The organism is Aestuariivita sp. (assembly GCF_021404545.1).
Taxonomy (GTDB): domain Bacteria; phylum Pseudomonadota; class Alphaproteobacteria; order Rhodobacterales; family Rhodobacteraceae; genus Aestuariivita.
Map to the genome: position 1 here is coordinate 1 of NZ_JAAWWD010000041.1, position 21,515 is coordinate 21,515.

Consider the following 21,515-nt stretch of genomic DNA (forward strand, 5'->3'; position numbering starts at 1 on the left):
CCCTGCTTGGCCGTGCCACCCGGCGCAGGTATTTCCCGGGCGCCTTGGTCGCCGCCAATCAAAACCCAAGCCTAAGATCCCTCGCAGATCCCCTCCGAAAGGCCGGAAAACCCCACAAAGTCATCATCACAGCCGTCGCCAGAAAGCTGGTCACCATCGCGAACGCTTTATGCAAAAGCCGTCAGAAATGGGCGGCATCCACAACCTGACAGATACAGTTGCTACGCAATGTGACGACAATTGCACAAAGGAGTGCGATCATCTTGTGTACTGGCTACGCGATGGATCTGCGTAAATGCGACCTTCAGCAGAGCCTGACCATGTTCCGGTCATGGCATATGGCGTCCCGTCGCGAATGCCCAATCGTTGCGGACCGCTAGTTGGCAATCCGATGCGGCCTCTCAAATAATCGTTCAACGGCTTGTGAATATTGTCATACAGAATACTGCCTGGACGGTAGTCATCTACTTCCACCCCAACGTTCAAAGGGTCCGCGAATTCGTCATCAAGGTATAGGTCCAAGCTCCCCGAAAGCTCGATGATGCCGTTTTGCTCGACGCTTTTCCCAGAAAATGATCCGCTGATTGTGGTGTCGCCGATGCTGAAGACAATTCCTTTCATATCATACGTGTTTTCAAAGCTATAGGAGACAGATCCACCACGAGCACTCCTTGCTGCGCTTGCTATTTGACCTTTCAGCGCCTTGCTGCGTCGATCAATAAAGGCTGATATTATCTTTTGGCTATGCCCGATTTGCGTAAACGTAACGCCACGCCCACCACCGTTAAAGTAGTGATTTACGAAGTCAGTGCTGGACCAATCGGACTTGGTGCCCAATCCATCGATGGAGAGGCGCAAATACTCGGATGTTTCACCGGCCCGGCCGATAGGGGCGATATGGGTATGCGTGCAGATATGCAATGTGTGTCTTCTATGCGCAGCCCGAGTTTGGCCAATTGCCCGGTCGGCAAGTTATCGGGCGCGCAGCACAGGATCACATCAATCGCACTGAGTCGGCAATCCTGCGTCGCACGCCGCGCGTCATGAGCGTATTTCGCCGGAAATCCGGTATCGACAGGAACGCTCTCGTCCTGATCCTTGCGGATCACAATTCAGCAGATACCGACCACGCACCCGGTCCCACAGACCTTGGACAACTTTCAATCCAACTCCCCCAGCGCCACGGGCCGCCCTTTGACATAACCGCCTGTCTGCATGCAGTCGCTCCTCCGCTAAAGGATCGGCGTAGGGCGGGGCTTGTCCCGCCTGTGCCTCACGCGCCCACAAGTCACCCGCAATCGCAAACATGTTAAGCATGGACCAACGCCTCAGCCTCGCCTACCCTGCCCACCAGACAGGCGGGGAGGGCGCATGCTCACCAACACCAATCACGCAGGGTACTTCCTCTATCATTCCATCGGGATGTATCCTGGCAAGGAGCAAGACCTGGCCGATGCCACTGCCCGGTTCGCCGAGGTGTGGGCGGCTCCGAATGACAAACAATGGGGGTATGTCCTGCTCAAACGGCAGGAATTCATCGACTGCTGGCGGCGCATCATCAACGTGCCCAAAGGCTCCACCACCACCTGCGAAAGCGTTACCGACGGCCTGCACAAGCTGATGCGCGCTCTGCCCGAGGGGATGCTGCGCGGCAAACGCGTGCTGATCGCCGCCGATTGTTTTCCCTCCCTGCATTTCCTGCTGGCAGGGCTCGCGGACAAGATGGGTTTTGCCCTCGACACAGTGCCCCTGCGCGCGGGGCATACTTGGGTCGAACAGGACGATTTTCTCGAAGCCTGGGGCTCCGATGTCGGTCTCGCGCTGATCACCTGGGTGACCTCGACCGCCTCGGCGCGTGTCGATCTGGCGCCGCTGGTGGCGCATGGTCGCGCGATGGGCAGCCTGATCGGCGTCGATATCACGCAAGCCGCCGGCCTGATCCCTTTCGATGCAATGAACCCGCAGGTCGATTTCGTCCTGTCGACCAGCCTCAAATGGATGTGCGGCACGCCCGGCGCAGGCATGCTCTATGTCGAGAAATCCCTGGTGCTGGATCTGGAACCCGAAGGGCGGGGCTGGTTTTCCCAGAACAACCCGTTTTCCTGGGATCTCGATACATTCGAGTATGCGCCAGATATCCGGCGGTTCGATAGCGGCACACCGGGGTCGATGGCCGCGCTCGCCTCGCTACCCGCCTTGCGTTGGCATGCGGGCCAGGACCAAGCCGCGCTGGCCGCCTGGAACCGCCGTCTGGTCGACCGCATCGTCGCGCGTGCCGATGCGCTGGACCTGCCGCTGCAATCCCCGCGCGACGCCGACCGGCGCGGCGGCTCGGTCATGCTGCGCTTTCCTGACAAGGCCGAGGCTGCGGCAGTGGTCGGAGCACTGGGAGTTGAAGGCCTCTCGGTCGATTTCCGGGGCCCGCTGGTGCGCCTCTCGCCCGGAAACGTGACCCGCGAAGAGAGGGTCGATGCCGTTTTCGACATCACCGAAGAGACGCTCACCCGCCGCAAGCGTCGCTTTGCCGGGCAGGGTCCGCAAGCCCCGGCGGCTCGGAAAGGAACCGATATGTCCTCTGCCGATCTCTTGGGGTCCTTGGGGGCGATGCTGCTCTCGGGTCAGGTCAGGATCGTCGATTGCACGGCCGTTCTGGGTCCTGATACGCCCATCCTCCGCTTGCCGGAGGATTTTGCCAAGAACACCCCCAAGGTCGAAATTCACCGGATCAGCGAATATGATGCCGATGGTCCGTTCTTTGCCTGGAACTGGCTGAAACTGGGGGAGCATTCGGGCACCCATTTCGACGCGCCCCATCACTGGATCACCGGTAAGGATTTCGAGGATGGCTATACCGACACGTTGGATGTGCAACGCCTGATGGCCCCGGTGAATGTCATCGACTGTTCGAAAGAAGCCGCCGCAGATCCCGATTTCCTGCTGACCGCCGAACACGTCAAGGACTGGGAGCGGGAGCATGGTGAGATCAATCCCGGCGAGTGGGTGGTAATGCGCACCGATTGGGACGCCCGCGCCGCGGATGAAGAGGCGTTTCTGAACGACGATCCCGACCCAAATGAGGATGGGTCGCACAGCCCCGGCCCCACGACCGACTGCATGGATTACCTTCTGTCGAAAGGCATCGTCGGCTGGGGGAGCCAGTGTATCGGCACAGATGCAGGCATGGCGGGCAAGATGAGCCCGCCATATCCTGCCCATAATTATCTGCACCGTGATAACTGCTTTGGGCTGGCCAGCCTGACCAATCTCGATCAGCTGCCCCCCAAGGGCGCGATCCTGATGGCTGCACCGCTCAAGATCGAGAACGGCACAGGCTCGCCCATCCGGGCGCTGGCGCTGGTGCCACAGGGATAAGACGCCACATCACATGGTAAGGGGAGAGACCAGATGATCAGCCAGGAGCTTAACGACCTCATCACCCGGGTGGGCACCGAGGAAGGCGCGGGCAAGGTGCTGCGCCAATACTGGCTGCCTGCCGCCCTCTCGGTCGAGCTGGACGGCAAGCGCCCCGTCGTGCCGGTCAAACTCTTGGGAGAGGAGCTGGTCCTGTTCCGTGACAATTCCGGCGATCTGGGGCTGATCGGGCGGCATTGCCCGCATCGCGGTGCGGATCTGTGTTACGGCAGGCGTGAGGATAACGGGCTGCGCTGTCCGTTCCATGGCTGGCATTTCGACAAGACCGGCCAATGTGTCGAACAACCGGGCGAGCCCGAAGGCGCGCGCATGCACGAGCAGATCCAGACCGCAGCTTACCCGGTGGTCGAGAAGAATGGCATCGTCTGGGCCTATATGGGGCCGGGCGATCCGCCGCCCTTTCCGGGCCTCGATTGCTTTGCCGCGCCAGACAGCCATGTGTTTGCGTTCAAGGGCCTCTGGCGCTGCAACTGGCTTCAGGCGATGGAGGTGGGGATCGACCCCGCGCATGCCTCCTTCCTGCACCGGTTCTTGCAGGACGAAGACCCCGCCGACAGCTATGGCAAGCAGTTCCGCGACACCGCAGCCAATACCGACATTCCGATGACGCAGCTTTTGCGGGAGCACCCGCGCCCCGATATCCTGGTCGAAGAGACCGAATATGGCCTGCGGCTGATCGCGCTCAGGCATCTCGATGACGGGCGCACTCATGTGCGGGTCACCAACCAGATCTTTCCCGCCGCTATCTGCATCCCGATGTCCAACCAGATGACCATCACACAGTGGCACGTGCCCATCGATGACGAGAGCTGCTATTGGTATTCGATGTTCACCAGCTTCGCGGACCCGGTGGACAAGGATCTGATGCGCGCCCAGCGGATGAAGGAGCATCACCTGCCCGATTACGCCCCGCGCCACGGCGCGCATGACAATTACGGCTATGACCCCGATGAGCAGGCCTCCGAGACCTACACGGGCATGGGCCTCGACATCAACGTGCATGACCAATGGGCGGTCGAAAGCATGGGAGCCATTCAGGACCGCACACAGGAGCATCTGGGCAAGACCGATGTGGGCATCATCCAGTATCGCCGCATGCTGCGCGCCGCGATTGCGGCGGTGGAGGCCGGAGGCGACGGCCTCTTGATGCAGAACGGCGCGACCGAAGCGATCCGGGGTCCGGTTTCGGTCGATGCGATCGGTCTCGACAAGGACTGGACGCGGATCTACGAGGCGCGCGACGGCGAACGGCGCGCGGATTGTCCCTGGACCGCGGGATGAGCGATCCCAAAGGCGGCACGCTGGCCCGCCTCGGCCTCATCGATGCCGAGGCGGAGAGGGCAGGGCGCGACCTGATCCAGCGCATCGCGGCGGACGGGGTGGAAACCGTCCGCTTCGTCTTTGTCGACCCGCATGGGCTGCTCCATGGCAAGGCGCTGGTGGCCGACGCGGTGCCGTCCGCACTGGCCAACGGGGTGACGGCGCCCTCGTCACTGATGCTCAAGGACACGTCGGGCCGCACCGTCTTTCCGGTCTGGACCGGGGATGCCGGGTTCGGCGCGGGTGTGATGACAGGCGCGGGCGATCTTTTGATGGTGCCCGACGCGGACAGCTACCGCGTTCTGCCCTGGGCACCGCATGCGGCCTGGGTGCTTTGCGATGTGGTGCAGGCGGATGGGGCGGCGATCCCCTTTGCCCCGCGCACGGTGCTGCGCACCGCACTCGATCGTCTGGCCGTGCAGGATCTGGGTCTGATCGTGGGGTTGGAGGTTGAGTTCCACGTCTTTCGCATGACTGATGATGCGCTCCGCCACGAGGCGGGCGGGATGCCGCCCGCACCGCCCCAGACAGCGCCGCTGAACCACGGCTATCACCTGTTGAGCGAGGCCAGCCATGGGGCCGCCGAGGACCTGCTCGACACCCTGCGCCGCACGGCGCAGGAGATGGGCATGCCCGTCCGCTCGGTCGAGGTGGAGTTCGGCCCCAGCCAGTTCGAGGTCACCTTCGATCCGGCCCCTGCCGCCCAGCATGCCGATACGATGGTGATGTTCCGCACCATGGTGAAACAGGTCTGCGCGCGCCGTGGCCTGCATGCCACGTTCATGTGCCGCCCCGCCGTGCCGCATGGCGCGGCCAGCGGGTGGCATGTGCATCAATCGCTGGTCGACCGGCGTACCGGAGCGAACCGGTTCACGCCCGACGGCCAGGATTTGTCACCCACGGCCAGCGAATGGGTCGCCGGATTGCTTGCCCATTCGGGTGAGAGCTGTCTGCTGACCAACCCGACCGTTAACTCCTACCGCCGGTTTCAGCCGCACCAACTGGCCCCCGACCGTATCCAGTGGGGCCGCAACAATCGCGGCGCAATGCTGCGTGCGCTGACGCGCGAGGGTGATCCGGCCAGCCGTCTCGAGAATCGTGCCCCGGATCCCAGCGCCAATCCCTATTACGTTTTCGCCGCGCAGATCCTCAGTGGGCTCAGCGGCATCGAAGGGGGGCTGACCCCGCCCGCGCCCATCGAGATGCCCTATGCCGCCGATACCGAGGCGCTGCCGACATCCTTGGGCGCGGCGATCATGGCATTTACCGAAGGCAGCCTCTACAGTGGAGCATTGGGCGAAGGGTTCCACCGCTTTATGGTTCAGCTGAAACAGGCAGAGTGGGATAGATACCTTTGCGATCTCTCCACATGGGAACAGCGGGAGTATTTTGGTGTGTTCTGAGCAGGTGTTCGACGAATGCCTCGGCCTCAATGCATGCGTTTTGCCCAGGAAGAGACTGCTGTCGCGGTGGGTTCAGGATCACGGCGGACAGGCGCCTCGGGTCATGCCACATTGAAACAGGAGCTGGGGTCAGGTACGGCCACTGCAGATTCAGCCCGTTTCGGGCATTGAACGGCGGTGCGATCCCGGACATGGCCCTGTCTTGCTCGCCAAACAGGCCGCTCAATCCACATCTGATCTGGTTTTTGGCGGCCATTTCAGCCGTTGGCGCGGCAGAGGCCGAAACCGGCTTGCACTCGCATTGCAACACAGGGCAGGGTCGAGTTGACTGTGCCAGTGTACCGGGTCAGGGGGATCGCGTGTAATGGGCCGCTTGGGTCTGCATTCTTGGGTGCTGTGGTGCGCGCTGTGTCTGTCACTGACGATAGGGCCCGCGCGGGCTGAACCTGTCTCTTCGTTCGTGGTGCCGGGCGCGTCCGATGAACTGGCCGACGAACTGCGCGGGGCATCGCTGACCCTTGCAGCGCTGGAGCAATCGACAACCGATCCCGCCGATTTGGTGTCTGCCGCGCTGGCCGATTACCGGCGGCTGGTCGAGACGCTCTATGCCAGCGGCCATTACAGCGGCTCGGTGCGTATTCGGCTGAACGGACGAGAGGCGGCCGACATCCCATTGTTGTCGCTGCCTGCGCGTATCGACCGGATCGCGATCGAGGTCGCGCCAGGCCCTCTGTTTCGGTTCGGTGCGGTCTCGGTCACGCCAGTGGCGCCTGGAACAGCCTTGGTCGACGGGTTCCGCCCGGGCGAGCCTGCGCGCGCAACGCTGATACGCGCGGCCACGCAGGCGGTGATTTCGGGCTGGCGCGACGCGGGCCATGCCAAGGCCGAGCCGGGCACGCAGCGGATCGTCGCGGATCATCGCGCACAGACGCTCTCGGCTGATATTCGCGTCATACCCGGCCCGCAGGTCCGGTTCGGAGAGCTCAATGTCACCGGCCCCAGTGCCGTCCGAGCGTCCCGTTTGCGCCGCATTTCCGGTCTGCCCGAGGGGGAGATCTTTTCGCCCAGCACCGTGTCGCAGGTGGGCACACGTCTCAGACGTACGGGCACGTTCTCGTCAGTGACTTTGGAGGAAGGCGCGGTCAACCCCGATGGCACCATGGATATCGACCTTACGGTCGTCGACCGCATGCCGCGCCGCTATGGGTTCGGGGCTGAGCTGTCGTCACGCGAAGGGCTGGATCTGTCCGCCTTCTGGATGCATCGCAACCTTTTTGGCGGGGCCGAGCGGCTGCGCATCGAAGGTGAAATCGCCCAGATCGGCGGGCAAGATGGCGATCCCGACTTTCTGCTGGGCGCGCGGCTGGATTTCCCGGCTGCGGTCGGGGCCGACACCAACTTCTTTTTGATGACCGAGTTGGAGCGGCTGGATGAGCGTCGCTTTCGCTCGGACCGGTTCGAGATCGGCGCCGGAGTGACCTGGTATGCCCGTGACGGGTTGGAGGCCGAAGCAGCGGTTACCTATCTGCGCTCTGAGACCGAAGATGCGCTGGGCACCCGGGATTTCTCGCTTCTGACCTTCCCCACATCGGTCTCATGGGATCGCCGCGACGATGCATTGAACCCGACCGTCGGCACGTATCTGAGGGTTGAGGCAACGCCCTATCTGGGGCTTTCGGGATCGGCCACAGGTGCACGGGCCTTTGTCGATGCACGCGGCTATCGAGGGTTAAACAACGGTCGGTTCGTGCTGGCGGGGCGGCTCCAGTTGGGCTCGATCATGGGATCGAGCCTGCGCGAGACCTATCCCGATTTTCTGTTCTTCTCGGGCGGCGGCGGAACCGTGCGCGGACAACCGTTTCAATCGCTCGAGGTCGATCTGGGCGGGGGGCAGGCAACCGGTGGGCGCAGCTTTATGGGCGCAATGGTGGAACTGCGCGCGGGCCTGACCGACACGCTGGGCGCGGTGCTTTTTACCGATGCGGGATATGTCGGGCCGGAAAGCTTTGTGAACGGGGCCGGAGAGTGGCATGCCGGGGCGGGCATCGGCCTGCGGTACGATACCGGCATCGGGCCGATCCGCGTGGATGTGGCCGCGCCTGTGCACGGCGATACCGGCGACGGGGTGCAGGTGTATATCGGGATTGGACAGGCGTTTTGATGATGATGCGATCTCTGGCATTGTGCTTGGTCTTGGCACCCGCAGCCGCCACCGCGCAGGAGGATGATCGCGGCTATCTTCAGGGTTTGATCGAGGATGCGCTCTCAGAGACCGGGCGCGAGGTGCGCATTACCGGGTTCACAGGCGCGCTCAGCGCATCGGCACGACTGGAAGAGTTGACGATTGCCGATGCGGATGGCGTTTGGCTGACACTGACGGATGCCGAGCTGGACTGGCAACGTGCCGCTCTGTTGCGCGGGCGTTTGGAGATTGACACGCTAAGCGCCCAATCCCTCACGCTTTCCCGTTTGCCCACGACCGAGGCACCAGAGAGTGACGCGGGCTTTACCTTGCCCGAACTGCCCGCACCCGAGGCATCGCGCTTTGCCCTGCCAGACCTGCCTGTCGCCATCCGGATCGGTGAGGTGAGCATCGCGGACGTGTCCATCGGGGAGCCTGTTTTTGGCGCCGAGGCGCAGGTCAGCCTGGAAGGCTCCGCGACGCTGGAAGGTGGCGAGGGCGAGGTGGCCCTTTCGGTTGACAGGACAGACGGGCGCCAGGGGGTTTTCGAGATCGCAGGCAGCTATGCCAACAGCAGCGAGATCCTGTCGCTGTCGCTTGTTCTGTCCGAGGCGCCAGACGGCATCGTGGTGAACCTGGTCGATCTGCCGGATCGTCCGTCCCTGGACCTTGAGGTTCAGGGCGAGGGGCCGATCAGCGATTTCTCGGCCGAGATCGGCCTGCGTACTGCCGGTGTTGACCGGCTTGGTGGCGGCGTGACGGTCGCGACGACTCAAACCGATACAAGCGGGGTCGAGCAAACCTTTGCGGCCCGGCTGAATGGCGATCTCAGCCCGCTCCTCCTGCCGGAATATCGGACGTTCTTCGGCACCGATCTGGAATTGGAGGTGCTGGGAGCGCGTTCGGATCTGGGCGGTCTGGATATCGAGACGCTGGCGCTGCGTTCCTCTGCTCTGAACATCGAAGGGCAGATCGCGCTTGGCCCGGACAGCTGGCCTCTCAAGGTCGATCTGACCGGGCGCATCGACCCACCGGATGGCGGCACCGTTCTGTTGTCGATTCCAGGGGCGGAAACCCGCCTGGACGGCGCGACCTTTGGTTTCAGCTATGACGTGGCGCGGGGGGAGGTGTGGGATCTGGCGCTTGCCGCCGAGACTGTCACGCGCGACGGCTTTGCGCTGGGCGCCCTAAGGGTGACGGGGCAGGGGCGGTTGACCCCGGGCGATGGTGCGCCAGTCGGGCGCGCCGATGGTCGGATAACGCTCGACCTGAGCGGGCTCGATCTGGGTGACCCGGCCCTGACACAGGCGGTTGGCGCCGAACTGCGTGGCGGCTTTGCCTTCGTTTTGGAGGAAGAGGCGCCGTTCCAGCTGAGCGATATTGCGCTGCGTGGCGCGGATTACAGCCTGACCGGAGCGGTTCAGATCGACCTGCCCGAGGGTCGTGACAGCCCGGTTCTGACCGGGGACCTTGCGGTGGACACCGCCGACCTCTCGCGGTTTTCGCAGGTTGCGGGACAAACCCTCGGTGGGGCAGCACGGCTGAACGTGACGGGTGATGTGACCCCGCTCGACGGCGCATTCGATGTCGCGATTGACGGCACCTCCCGGGATCTCTCGATCGGGATTACTCAGGTGGATGCCCTGATCGGGGGTGCCGCAACGCTGAGCCTTCGCGCCGCGCGGGATGGTACGGGCACCCGGATCGACGGTCTGTCGGTCAGGACACAGCAGGCGCGGATCACCGGACAGGCCATTGTGCGCTCTGACGCGAGTGAAGGGCGGTTTGCCGCGCAGCTTCTCGATGCGTCGGTCCTGCATCCGGATATGTCGGGCGATGCGCGGCTTGATCTGACGTTTGATCAGGCAGGGCAGGTGTGGACTGCCGATGTCACAGCATCCGGCCCCGGCGGGGCCCGGGCCGAGATTGCGATCCGCACCCCAGAGGGCGCGCGCACCACCACCGCCACGGCCCGGATCGAGGCCGAGGATCTTTCTTCCTATGGTTGGCTGGCCGCGCGCGACTTGGCGGGCGCTCTGAGCATGAATGCCAGCGGTCAGTTCGATCCTGAAACGGGTGCCGGATCGATCGCGGTCGACGGAAGCAGCCGCGATCTGAGCCTTGCGATTGCCGAGCTCGACCAGTTGCTGCGTGGCACGGCCGATGTCACCCTGGCGCTGCGCCGAGAGGCAGACGGGGCGCTGGTTGTTGACGCGTTGACGCTGACGGCGCCGCGGTTGATCACCGATCTCAGCGGGTCTATCACGGCGGAGCGAACGCGGTTTCGCTACAATGTCGATCTGCCGAACATGGCCGTTCTGGTACCTGACCTCTCTGGCCCGGTGGCGGCCGAAGGGGTCGTGATGACCACCGGTGGCGACTGGCAGACAGACACACGTCTGACCGGACCGGGCGGCATGCGTGCAGAGGTGTCGGGAACGCTCAATGCCGACGCGACCCGCGCGGATCTTTCGGTCGGCGGTGTCGCGCCCCTGGCGCTGGCGAACCAGCGGCTGTCGCCCAATATCGTGTCGGGGCCTTTGTCATTCGATCTGGCGCTGCGTGGGCCGCTCACGGTCTCGTCGCTCTCGGGCACGATGCGCACACCGGGCGCGCGCCTGTCGCTCCCGGCCCAGAAGATCGCCTTCGACCAGATTGCCAGCACCATCCGGATCGGCGCGGGGCGCGCGCAGATCGAGGCCAGCCTTGCGCCCTCGACCGGTGGGACACTCCGCATCAGCGGGCCTGTCGCGCTCGAGGCGCCGTTCAACGGCGATCTGACGATTGCGCTCGAGGCCCTCGGCCTGTCGGAACCGGGCTTGCTGGAATCCTCCGCCGACGGACAGCTGCGGATCGCGGGGCCGCTGACCGGCGGCGCGGCCATCGCAGGGACGATCACTTTGGGTGAGGTGGTGGTGCAGGTGCCCAGCACATCGGGCAGTACCAGCGCCGCCCTTCCCGGGCTGGTGCACCAGTTCGAACCGGGCGCTGTCCGCGCAACCCGCTTGCGCGCTGGTTTGGTCGAGACCGCATCGGGCGCGGCAGGGGATGCCGACGCGCCGCCCTATCGCTTGGACATTACGCTTTCCGCGCCATCGCGCATCTTTGTCCGGGGGCGCGGTCTGGATGCGGAAATGGGCGGTAGCCTGCGTGTGCGCGGCACCACCCGCGCCATCGCTCCGTCCGGTCGGTTCGACCTGATCCGTGGGCGGCTGAGCATTCTGGGACAACGGCTCGACCTGACAGAAGGGTACATCCAGCCCCAGGGGGATTTCGATCCGTTCATGCGTATCGTCGCCGAGACGACCACAGGCACCGCGGATGTGCGCTTTGTGATCGAAGGGCCGGTGTCCGCCCCGGAACTGACCATGTCGTCATCGCCCGAGTTGCCCGAAGATGAGATCCTGTCACGGTTTCTCTTTGGTCGAGATCTGACCCAGATCTCTGCCCTGCAAGCGCTCCAGATCGCCAGCGCCCTGGCCACCCTGTCCGGCCGTGGCGGGGGTGGCGCCATCGACCGGCTGCGTGAGGGGTTTGGCCTGGACGATCTTGACGTGTCCACTTCTGAGACGGGTCAGACGACGGTGCGGGCGGGCAAGTACATCTCGGAAAACGTCTATTCCGATGTGGCGCAGACAGCCGGAGGAGAGACCGAAATCAATCTCAACCTCACCCTGACACCGTCGCTGACCGCGCGTGGCACTGCCCGGTCCGACAGCAGCACCGGCGTTGGGATCTACTTCGAACGGGATTACTGAGTGTCGGCCGCATCCGAAGCGGTCGGTTCGCTCACCTCGGCCAGCAGGCTGGCATTTCCGCCCGCCGCGGTCGTGTCGACGCAGACGTGCCGCTCGATCCGGCATCTTGCGGCCAGATCCGCCTCGGCCAGCACCGGGATCAGTTTGCCGGATCGGTTGGCCAGCGCGACGCGCAAGGCTCGCAAATTCGCATTGCTCGCCATGCAAGCCACCGCATCGACACCCCGGAGGTATGTGAGCGCGTCAACGTCCAATTGCCCGTCAACGCAGTCCCGACCCGTCAGCCCGGGTGCCACGCCGATGGCGGCACAGCCATTGGCTTGCGCGATCCGCATCTGTGCCCGCGCCTGTTCGGCATCGGGCCCCAGGCAGAGGATCGTCCCGCGTCCAAATGTGCTCAGACGGTTCGATTCTCCGGTCGGGCCGGGAAGGGTGACGGTTTCAAGTGGCCCCTGCGGCGGCTCGGCAGTGTCCAGCAGCTCCTGTACCCTTGCCGGATCGACCGGCGCCCCCTCGACCCCGGTGGCGATGCGCCGATCCGGGCGGGTGAAGCGGGGCACATAGGCCGGGCCGCCCGCCTTTGGCCCGGTGCCCGACAGCCCTTCGCCGCCGAATGGTTGCGAGCCGACGATGGCGCCAATCTGGTTTCGGTTGATATACATGTTCCCCACGCGCAGTCGCTGGGTGACCTGATCCACCCGGTCGTCGATGCGCGAATGCATCCCAAAGGTCAGCCCGAACCCGGTCGCGTTGATCTCATCCACCACGTGGTCCAGATCGCGGGCCGCATAGGTCGCCACATGTAGAACAGGGCCAAACACCTCTCGGGTCAGATCCGCGATCCCGGCTACGCGGATCACCGTGGGTGCGATAAATGTGCCGATTTCGGGTACGGTGCCCTGTTTCAGGACGCGCCCTTCCGCCTCGGCCGCGATGATATGTCCGGCGATGTCGGCGCGGGCGGCCTCATCAATCACCGGCCCAATGTCGGTGCACAGCATCCAAGGATCGCCCATGCGCAACTCGTCCATCGCACCATAGAGCATGCGCAGAAACGGTTCGGCGACATCCTCCTGAAGGTACAGCATCCTGAGCGCCGAGCACCGCTGTCCCGCCGATTGAAAGGCTGACATGACGATGTCGCGCACCGCCTGTTCGGGCAGGGCGCTGCTGTCGACGATCATCGCGTTCAGCCCGCCGGTTTCCGCGATCAGCGGCGCAACGGGGTCCAGCGATCCGGCCATCGCGCGGTTGATGCGTTGCGCTGTCGCGGTGGAGCCTGTGAAACACACGCCCGAGACGCGCGGGTCGCTGGTGATCCGCGCGCCCAGGACCGATCCCGGACCGGGCAAGAGTTGCATTGCGTGAGCAGGCACGCCCGCTTCATGCAGGATGCCGACGCCCCAAGCCGCTGTCAGCACCGTGGGCTCTGCCGGTTTGGCGAGCACCCCGTTGCCCGCTGCCAGTGCCGCCGCGATCTGACCGGTGAAAATGGCCAGCGGAAAGTTCCAGGGCGAGATACAGGCGAAAACCCCGCGCGCGGGCCGGTCCAGTTCTGCCCCACGGGCTGCGTAGTAGCGCAGGAAATCCACCGCCTCGCGCAACTCGGCAATCGCATCCTTGGGAGTCTTACCTGCCTCACGGGTCAGCAGCGCGAAAATCTCGCCAGACCGGGCCTCATAAAGATCTGCCGCATGGGTCAGGATTGACGCGCGCTCTGACGGGGTTACGTTCCATGGGGCGGCGTTGGCCAGGGCTACTTCGACATCGTCGGGGCTGGCGAGGGTGACTGTGCCGACCTCGTCCGCCGGGTTGGCAGGGTTGGTGACGGCCATGACCTGTGCTCCCTCTATATCGGCAGCGAGCATCGGTGCGGCGGTCCAGCGATGGTTCTGCCAGGGCGTGCGCGCCGCTTCGATCTGCGCGAGATCGACCGGATCATGCAGATCCCAGCCCTGAGAATTGATCCGTTCGGGCGCGTAGAGATCGGCGGGCGCCGCAACAGGGCTTTGACCTGGCATCCAGGTCTCGAGCGGATCCGAGGCCACGACTTCGGGCGGGACCGTCTCATCCACGATCTGGTTTACAAAAGAACTGTTGGCGCCGTTTTCCAGCAACCGGCGCACCAGATAGGCCAACAGATCGCGATGCGCGCCCACTGGCGCATAGATGCGGCAGCGCGTGGCGTTTGCCGCCAACACCCGGTCATGCAGCGCCTCGCCCATGCCGTGCAGGCGCTGAAATTCAAAGGCGCTCGGGTCGTCGGCCATCTCGATGATGCTGGCCACGGAATGCGCGTTGTGAGTGGCAAATTGGGGATAGATGCGCTCGGTCATGCCCAGAAGCTTGTGCGCGCAGGCAAGATACGAGATATCCGTCGCCGCCTTTTGCGCAAAGACCGGAAATCCTCGCAAACCCTCGACCTGGGCGCGCTTGATCTCGGTATCCCAATAGGCACCCTTGACCAGCCGCACCATGATCCGGCGATCCAGATCTGTTGACAGCGCAAATAGCCAGTCAAGCACCGGACCGGCCCGTTTTCCGTAGGCCTGCACCACCACGCCGAACCCGTCCCACCCGGCCAGCGAGGGATCGCGCAGCACCGCCTCGATCACATCGAGCGAGAGATCGAGCCGGTCGGCCTCCTCTGCATCGATGTTCAACCCCATGCCCGCGGTCTTGGCCGCACGCGCCAGCGTGAGTGTTCGATCAGCCAGTTCGCGCATCACCCGCGCGCGCTGTGCCATCTCATAGCGGGGATGCAGCGCGGAAAGCTTGATCGAGATACCCGGATTGTTGCGGATATCGGTGTCGCGACATTCCGTGGCCAGCCGGTTGATCGCGTCGAGATAGGCGTCAAAGAACGCTTGCGCATCATGCGCGGTCAATGCCGCCTCCCCCAGCATGTCGTAGGAAAAGGTGTAACCCTGCGCTTCTTTCGTTTTGCCGCGTTTGACGGCTTGGGCAATGGTCTCCCCCAAAACGAACTGCGCTCCCAACTCCTTCATCGCGCGGGCCACGGCGGCGCGGATCACCGGCTCTCCCAGTCGTTTGACTGCCCCCTTCAGGATGGCGGCCATGCCTTGCCCGTCCTGCAACACCTTGCCCGTGAGCAGCAACGCCCAGGTTGAGGCATTGACCAGCGACGAGCTGGACTTGCCCAGATGCGCCCCCCAGGCCGACGGGGCGATCTTGTCCTCGATCAAGGCGTCGATCGTGTCGGTATCGGGTACGCGTAACAGCGCTTCGGCCAGACACATCAGGGCAACACCTTCATCGGTGGAGAGGCCGTATTCCGCCAGGAACACCTCCATCAAGCCCGGATCGTCGCCAACGCGGATCGCCCGCACCAGATCGGTCGCGCGCGCTTTCGCTTGCGCGCGGATCGCGTCCGTCATCGGATGGGCCGCGGTTAGATCGGCGATCACATCCGCGTCTGGGCGCTGAGTATTGGCACGGATCGTTGAGCGGATGTTGTCGAGCGGTGTCATGCGGGCCTCGCAGTATCGGATGTAAACCTGAACTGCGTCAAAGAATAGCAAAATCGTCTTGGTCTATGGGCCTGATTTTTGTATTCTGGCGGGTAGAAAATCTGAAATTTTTGGGATATTAAGACGATATGACCCTGAGATCTGAAATAGGCAGTCAACTTGACCGGTACGATATCGCGATACTGGAGGCGTTGGCTCTGAACGGGCGGCTGGCGGTCACCGATCTCGCGCGGCGGATTGGCCTGTCGAAAACGCCCACTCAAGCCCGGCTCAAACGGTTACAGGCCGACGCGTATATCACGGGGTTCCGCGCGGTGTTAAACCCCGCCAAGCTGGGCCGGGATCACGTGGCCTTTGTCGAGGTCAAGCTGACCGACACCACCGAACGGGCGTTGACGGCGTTCAACCACGCGGTCCGAAATCTGCCCGAGGTCGAGCAATGCCACATGATCGCGGGCGCGTTCGATTATCTGCTGAAAGTGCGCACGACGGATATCAAGGCTTATCGGCAGGTGCTGGGTGAAAAGATTTCTGCCCTCCCGTTCGTTGGCAGCAGTTCGACCCACGTGTCGATGGAGGCAGTCAAGGATGACGCGTTCTGAGCGCGGGGCGGGACAAGTCCCGCCCTACGAAGTTGCGCCGTTGTCGTATCAGATATCGAAGAACACCGTCTCGTCCTGACCCTGCAAGCGGATGTCGAAGCGATAGACGGGTACGCCGTCACGGTCGCTGCGTGCCGCGATGAGCGTAGCGCGGCGGCGTTCCCATTCGATGAGGGTGAGAACCGGATCGGCTGCGTTTGCGGCCTCTTCATCGGCAAAGTAGATCCGAGTGTTGAGCCCCAGATTGATCCCACGCGCAACGACCCACAGGTTGATATGCGGCGCCATCATCTGGCCATCACGGCCCATCACCGGGCCCGGTTTAATCGTATCGAACGCCCATTCACCGGTCTCGAAATCGGTGATCACCCGGCCCCAGCCGCGAAAGCCATCCTCGACCTCTCCGGCGGTTTCGGGGTGGGGGTAGACCCCGTCGGCATTGGCCTGCCATGCCTCCAGCAGGACATCCTTGACCGGAGAGCCGGTGCCGTCGATCACGATTCCCTCGACGCGGATGCGCTCACCCTTGGCGTTTGGTCCTGCGATGTCCCAACCCAGTTCGCGGGCGTAGATGTCAAAGCCCGCCGCGCCCGGTGCCAGCCCGATATGGACGTAAGGCCCTGCCGTCTGCGAGGGCGTCTCTTTCAGGTAATCCAGCTTTTGCGGCATCAGTTCCCCTCCAGCCGGTTTTCAAAGAGCGTGGAGCGACGTCCACGCAGCACGATGTCGAACTTGTAGGCGATGCTGTCGAGTGGGATCGTCGCGTTCCGGTCGAGCGGTGCGACAAGCTGTTCGATGGCGGTCGGGTCCGGGATCGTGTTCACGATGGGGCAGGTGGCGATCAGCGGATCGCCCTCGAAATACATCTGCGTGATCAGCCGTTGTGCAAACGCGCTGCCAAAGACCGAGACATGGATATGTGCGGGCCGCCAGTCATTCACCCAGTTGCGCCAGGGATAGGCGCCGGGTTTCACGGTGCGGAAAAAGTAGTATCCATCCGCATCGGTCAGCGTCCGACCGCACCCCCCGAAATTGGGATCGAGGGAGCCGAGATAGGTGTCTTTCTTGTGTCGGTAGCGACCGGAGGCATTGGCCTGCCAGATCTCGACCAGGGTGTCCGGCACGGGCCGCGCATTTTCGTCCAGAACCCGGCCATGCACGATGATACGCTCGCCAATCGGGCTGTGCCCCTCACCGGCGAAATTGCGCAACAGATCGTGGTCGAGCGGGTCGATATCATTGTGGCCAAAGGTCGGGCCGGTGATCTCGCTGGCGGTATTTTCCAGTGAAATCAACGCATATTGCGGAGAGCGCGTGACAGATGTCTTGTAGTCCTGCGCCAGCGCGGGGGGATGCCAGCGACGGTCGCGCTGATAGAACTCACCCGGTTTTGACATCTTGCAATCCCTCCCTCTCCATCTCGGCATAGGTGTCCTTGGCCAATTTCAGCGCCTGGTTCGCGCGCGGCACCCCGGCATAGATTGCCACATGCTGAAACGCCTCCAGCACGTCCGTCTTACTGGCCCCGGTGCGGGCGGTGGCGCGGATATGCATCGGGATTTCCTCGAAATTCCCCAGCGCGGCCAGCAGCGCCAGCGTGATCATCGACCGTTCGCGCGGGCTGATCGCGTCACCGGCCCAGAGCGTACCCCACGCGGCCTCGGTGATCAGGTTCTGAAAGGGGGCGTCCAGGTCGGATTTACTGGCCTCGGCGCGGTCCACATGTGCGTCGCCCAAAACACGCCGTCGCACCTCCATCCCTTTTTGATAGCGATCCGTCATTCTAGGGCCCCTTTCAATACGGCAAGCCGACATAGTTCTGTGCCATGACCGCCTGAGCGTCGCGGTTGTCGCGCAGAAAGGCAATCTCGGCCTGTTGCATTTTCAGATCGAACTCGGACTGATCTGGGTAGCGGTGCATCAGATTGGTAAACCACCAGCTGAACCGCTCGGCCTTCCAGATCCGCGCGAGCGCGCGTTCGGAGTACCGTTCCAGCCCGTCGTCATCGCCATCGGCATAGCGATGCAGCAGCCCGTGATAAAGGTAATGCACATCCGAGGCGGCGGTATTGAGACCCTTGGCGCCCGTCGGCGGCACGATATGGGCCGCATCGCCACATAGAAACAGCCGCCCCCAGCGCATCGGCTCGGTCACGAAACTGCGCAGCGGCGCGATGGATTTCTCGATGGAAGGCCCGGTGATCAGCGCCTCGGCTTCGGATGCGGGGATACGGCGACGCAGCTCGTCCCAAAAAGCGGCATCGGTCCAGTCGTCAGGGCTGTCGGACAGCGAACACTGAATGTAGTACCGGCTGAGATTGGCGTTGCGCATCGAACAGAGCGCAAATCCCCGGTCGGAACTGGCATAGATCAGCTCATCATTCACGGGCGGCGTTTCGCTCAGAATGCCCAGCCAGCCAAAGGGGTAAACCTTCTCGTATTCGCGCCGCACGCTCAGCGGGATCGTCTGGCGGCTGACCCCATGAAAGCCGTCGCAGCCCGCGATGAAATCGCAATCGATGCGGTGGTCCTGCCCCGCGACCCGGTAGGTGACATGGGGCGCGTCCCCATCGGCGTCGTGGATCGCCACATCCTCGGTGTTGTAGAGGATCGGCGCGCCGGAGGCTTCGCGCGCGTCGTAAAGATCGCGGGTCACTTCGGTCTGGCCGTAAACCACGACCGACGTGTCGGTGTGATCCTTGAAATTGATGCCGAAAAGGTCGTCGCCATAGGAGATCAGCGTGCCGTCATGGACAAAGCATTCGCGGTCCATCCGGTCGCCGACACCGGCCTCGCGCATCAGGTCAACCATGCCGACCTCCAGAATGCCAGCGCGGATCCGCCCCAGAACATAGTCCTTGGTCTTCCGCTCCAGCACGACGGTGTCGATGCCCTTGCGGTGCAGTAGCTGACCCAGCAACAGCCCCGACGGCCCCCCGCCTATAATGGCGACCTGTGTGCGCATCTCACCCTCCCATGAACGTCTCACGCTTTACTATTGCTGAATGAAAAGAGTATGGAAATTGAAATATCATCGATTTTAGATATCGCAAAATGCAAGTAAAGAGGTCAGCATGGATCGCCGTATCAAACTTCGACACCTCGAAGCATTCGTGGAGATCAGCCGCCAGCGCAGTCTGAAACGGGCCGCCGAGGTGTTGAACCTGACCCAGCCTGCGATCTCCAAAACGCTCAAGGAACTGGAGGAGGTGTTGCAAACGCCACTGATGCATCGCAACCGTGGCGGTGTGCGTATGACGCCCGGAGGGGAGGTCTTCCTGCAATCGGCAATCAGCAGCCTGAGTGCGCTGGAGCAAGGCTTGACCGGATTAAGGCGTATGCGTGACGGCGGTCCGGCGCGGATTGCGGTCGGTGCGTTACCCTCTGTCGCCGCGCGGGTTCTGCCGTTGGCCAGCCAGCGCTTCGGTGCCCTTCTGCCCGAGGCGACGCTCTATTTCGAGGATGGGCCGCATGGATACCTGATGGATCGGCTGCGCCAGGCCGCGCTGGATCTGGTGGTTGGGCGGATGGGGCCGCCTGCGTCGATGAAGGGGGTGTCCTTTGTTCAGCTCTATTCCGAAACTGTCGCTATGGTTGTGCGGCCGGGTCACCCTTTGGGCGCTGGCATGCGGCTGGCAGACCTTCAGGATTGGCCGGTGATTTTTCCCGCCAAAGGCTCGGCCATTCGTCCTTTGGTTGATCGGCTGCTGATGGCGGAAGGTATCGCCGGTCTGCCCAACCGGGTCGAGACGGTCTCGGGGGCCTATGGCCGCGAATTGGCCCGGTCCACCGACGCGATCTGGATCATCTCCGAAGGGGTCGTGGCCGCCGATATCGCCGCTGGGATCTTGCGCAAACTGCCTGTTGACGCGGGTCTGACCGCAGGGCCGGTGGGGATCATGACCCGGGCCGATGAAGAGCCCAAGATACTGGTGCGCCATTTCCGGCAGGCGGTGCGCGATGCGGTGGCCGCGCTCGAACTCTGAGTGCCCCGGCACGCTCTTGCCGAAGCAGTGGCGTATTGCCGAGACAGGGGCATTCTTGTCAAAATAGCGGCAGAATTATCGGCCTGTTTCACCGCTCGGACATGGTTCGCCCCCAATTTTGCCAGAATTTGATTCAATATGGTCAAATGGAGCAGGTACGCAAATGGGTGTGGGAAAAAATGGCCAAAAATGTGCACAAGAAGACGAGGGTCCTTGCCGTCGATGACGAGCCGAGCATCCTGGACCTTCTTCAGACTGCGCTGAATGCGCTGGGCACGTATGATGTGACAACCGCAACGTCGGTCGATCAGGCCATTCGCACGATGGAAGCACAGGACAAGCCATTCGATTGCCTGCTTCTTGATATTCAGATGCCAGAGGTAAACGGGATCACCTTTTGCCGTGAGGTGCGCAACCTGAGCGATTATCGCAAGACGCCGATCATCATGCTGACGGCCATGGCGGATCGCGATTACATCGACCGCGCCTTTGCCGCCGGGGCCACGGATTATCTGACCAAGCCCTTTGACTTTCTCGAGTTGCGGTCACGCCTAGGCACCGCCGCGATGCTGATCGAGGAACAGAGCCGCGCGCGATCGTCCATCGAGGTCGCCAAAAAGCTGAAGGATGAGCTGGAGACCAACCTGCAGTTCAGCCTCGAAGACCCCATCGCCATTGAAGGGGTCGACAATGTGCTGGGCTATTCCGAGTTCGAGAATTATGTGATCCAGCTGTCTCAGGGCAAGCTCTTTAACTCCTTTGCCACAGCGGTCAAAATAAGCAATGTCGGCGCTCTTTACGCGCAACTTCACTCAACCGGGTTTCGCCAGATCCTTCAGGACACTGCGGCTGGCCTGTCGCGCTTGACCCGCAAGGAAGGAAACATGATCTGCTATCGCGGCAACGGTGTGTTCCTGACGATCAGCCATCGCCGCAACAGTGCGCTGCATGCCGGGGTCGAGCTCTATCTGAACCAGATCGTGGCAACCATTCTGTCGCGCCATACCGAACTGCCCGATGTGCATCTGGTCGTGGGAGAATCCGCTCCGATGCGCTCGATCACGAAATATGGTGCGCTCTATGCGCTGAATAAAGCCGTGGAGCAGGTGGAGAGCCGCGTGGTGCAGGAGCATGACCGCATCAGCCTGCCCGCACATGCGATCGCCAATCGCCCACGCAGTTCCGCTCAGGCCCATCTTGAGCGTCGCGCTTACGAGACGATCCTCGATGATCTGCTGCGCGATGAGCCGATGCTGCGGTCAAACCAGTAGCGACCCGTTTCACTGCGAATACAGGAAAAGGCGGCCCTTGCCAGCGGCCTCTTTCCGCTCTGCGCCGGAA

The 21,515-nt window shown here is 63.0% G+C and carries 14 protein-coding genes and 1 pseudogene; 9 read left to right on the forward strand and 6 right to left on the reverse strand.

The genetic code is table 11. The annotated features are described in order from the left end of the window. Positions 1 to 101: 101 nt before the first annotated feature. A pseudogene (locus HEP69_RS14120) lies at positions 102 to 209 on the forward strand (IS110 family transposase); the annotation flags it as partial. A gap of 49 nt (positions 210 to 258) precedes the next feature. Here the strand turns inward: HEP69_RS14120 and HEP69_RS14125 are convergent. Further along, positions 259 to 921: a hypothetical protein gene (locus HEP69_RS14125; RefSeq protein ID WP_290559191.1), complete on the reverse strand. Its 663-nt coding sequence runs from the start codon at positions 919 to 921 to the stop codon at positions 259 to 261. Positions 922 to 1,371: 450 nt separating this feature from the next. Here HEP69_RS14125 and HEP69_RS23760 point away from each other — a divergent pair, with 450 nt between their 5' ends. From HEP69_RS23760 to HEP69_RS14155, 5 genes are all read left to right on the forward strand, one after another. Beyond that, the gene (locus HEP69_RS23760) at positions 1,372 to 3,372 is read left to right on the forward strand and encodes an aminotransferase class V-fold PLP-dependent enzyme (RefSeq protein ID WP_366111456.1); all 2,001 of its coding nucleotides are present in this window, start codon (positions 1,372 to 1,374) and stop codon (positions 3,370 to 3,372) included. Between the two features lie 33 nt (positions 3,373 to 3,405). Further along, positions 3,406 to 4,713 carry an aromatic ring-hydroxylating dioxygenase subunit alpha gene (locus HEP69_RS14140; protein ID WP_290559192.1) on the forward strand — a complete coding sequence of 436 codons (1,308 nt, stop codon included), beginning with the start codon at positions 3,406 to 3,408 and terminating at the stop codon, positions 4,711 to 4,713. Next, on the forward strand, positions 4,710 to 6,155 hold the full coding sequence (locus HEP69_RS14145; protein WP_290559193.1) for a glutamine synthetase family protein: 1,446 nt from the start codon (positions 4,710 to 4,712) through the stop codon (positions 6,153 to 6,155). The genes HEP69_RS14140 and HEP69_RS14145 overlap by 4 nt, the downstream gene beginning before the upstream one ends. Before the next feature lie 364 nt (positions 6,156 to 6,519). Next, the gene (locus HEP69_RS14150) at positions 6,520 to 8,316 is read left to right on the forward strand and encodes a BamA/TamA family outer membrane protein (RefSeq protein ID WP_290559194.1); all 1,797 of its coding nucleotides are present in this window, start codon (positions 6,520 to 6,522) and stop codon (positions 8,314 to 8,316) included. Between the two features lie 32 nt (positions 8,317 to 8,348). Continuing rightward, on the forward strand, positions 8,349 to 12,095 hold the full coding sequence (locus HEP69_RS14155; RefSeq protein ID WP_290559195.1) for a translocation/assembly module TamB domain-containing protein: 3,747 nt from the start codon (positions 8,349 to 8,351) through the stop codon (positions 12,093 to 12,095). On the opposite strand, the gene putA is transcribed toward HEP69_RS14155, so the two are convergent. Then, complete coding sequence (putA, locus tag HEP69_RS14160) at positions 12,089 to 15,586, reverse strand: bifunctional proline dehydrogenase/L-glutamate gamma-semialdehyde dehydrogenase PutA (RefSeq protein WP_290559196.1); 3,498 nt, start codon at positions 15,584 to 15,586, stop codon at positions 12,089 to 12,091. The genes HEP69_RS14155 and putA overlap by 7 nt on opposite strands. 128 nt (positions 15,587 to 15,714) lie before the next feature. On the opposite strand from putA, the gene HEP69_RS14165 reads away from it, so the two are divergent. Next, positions 15,715 to 16,188, forward strand: coding sequence for an Lrp/AsnC ligand binding domain-containing protein (locus tag HEP69_RS14165; RefSeq protein WP_290559197.1), 474 nt, complete (start codon positions 15,715 to 15,717; stop codon positions 16,186 to 16,188). A gap of 48 nt (positions 16,189 to 16,236) precedes the next feature. Here HEP69_RS14165 and pcaG read toward each other — a convergent pair whose 3' ends face one another. The 4 genes from pcaG to pobA are packed head-to-tail and all read right to left on the reverse strand — an operon-like array spanning position 16,237 to position 19,153. After that, positions 16,237 to 16,857, reverse strand: a complete 621-nt coding sequence (gene pcaG / locus HEP69_RS14170) for a protocatechuate 3,4-dioxygenase subunit alpha (RefSeq protein ID WP_290559198.1) — start codon at positions 16,855 to 16,857, stop codon at positions 16,237 to 16,239. After that, positions 16,857 to 17,585, reverse strand: coding sequence for a protocatechuate 3,4-dioxygenase subunit beta (gene pcaH / locus HEP69_RS14175; RefSeq protein WP_290559199.1), 729 nt, complete (start codon positions 17,583 to 17,585; stop codon positions 16,857 to 16,859). Before pcaH ends, pcaG begins: the two co-directional genes overlap by 1 nt. After that, the gene (gene pcaC / locus HEP69_RS14180; protein ID WP_290559200.1) at positions 17,569 to 17,970 is read right to left on the reverse strand and encodes a 4-carboxymuconolactone decarboxylase; all 402 of its coding nucleotides are present in this window, start codon (positions 17,968 to 17,970) and stop codon (positions 17,569 to 17,571) included. Before pcaC ends, pcaH begins: the two co-directional genes overlap by 17 nt. Before the next feature lie 13 nt (positions 17,971 to 17,983). Further along, positions 17,984 to 19,153: a 4-hydroxybenzoate 3-monooxygenase gene (pobA, locus tag HEP69_RS14185; RefSeq protein ID WP_290559201.1), complete on the reverse strand. Its 1,170-nt coding sequence runs from the start codon at positions 19,151 to 19,153 to the stop codon at positions 17,984 to 17,986. A 109-nt stretch (positions 19,154 to 19,262) separates the two neighbouring features. Here pobA and pcaQ point away from each other — a divergent pair, with 109 nt between their 5' ends. Together pcaQ and HEP69_RS14195 are read left to right on the forward strand one after the other, a co-directional pair. Continuing rightward, positions 19,263 to 20,174, forward strand: a complete 912-nt coding sequence (gene pcaQ / locus HEP69_RS14190) for a pca operon transcription factor PcaQ (protein ID WP_290559202.1) — start codon at positions 19,263 to 19,265, stop codon at positions 20,172 to 20,174. A gap of 179 nt (positions 20,175 to 20,353) precedes the next feature. Next, positions 20,354 to 21,445 carry a response regulator gene (locus HEP69_RS14195; protein ID WP_290559203.1) on the forward strand — a complete coding sequence of 364 codons (1,092 nt, stop codon included), beginning with the start codon at positions 20,354 to 20,356 and terminating at the stop codon, positions 21,443 to 21,445. Positions 21,446 to 21,515 lie beyond the last annotated feature (70 nt).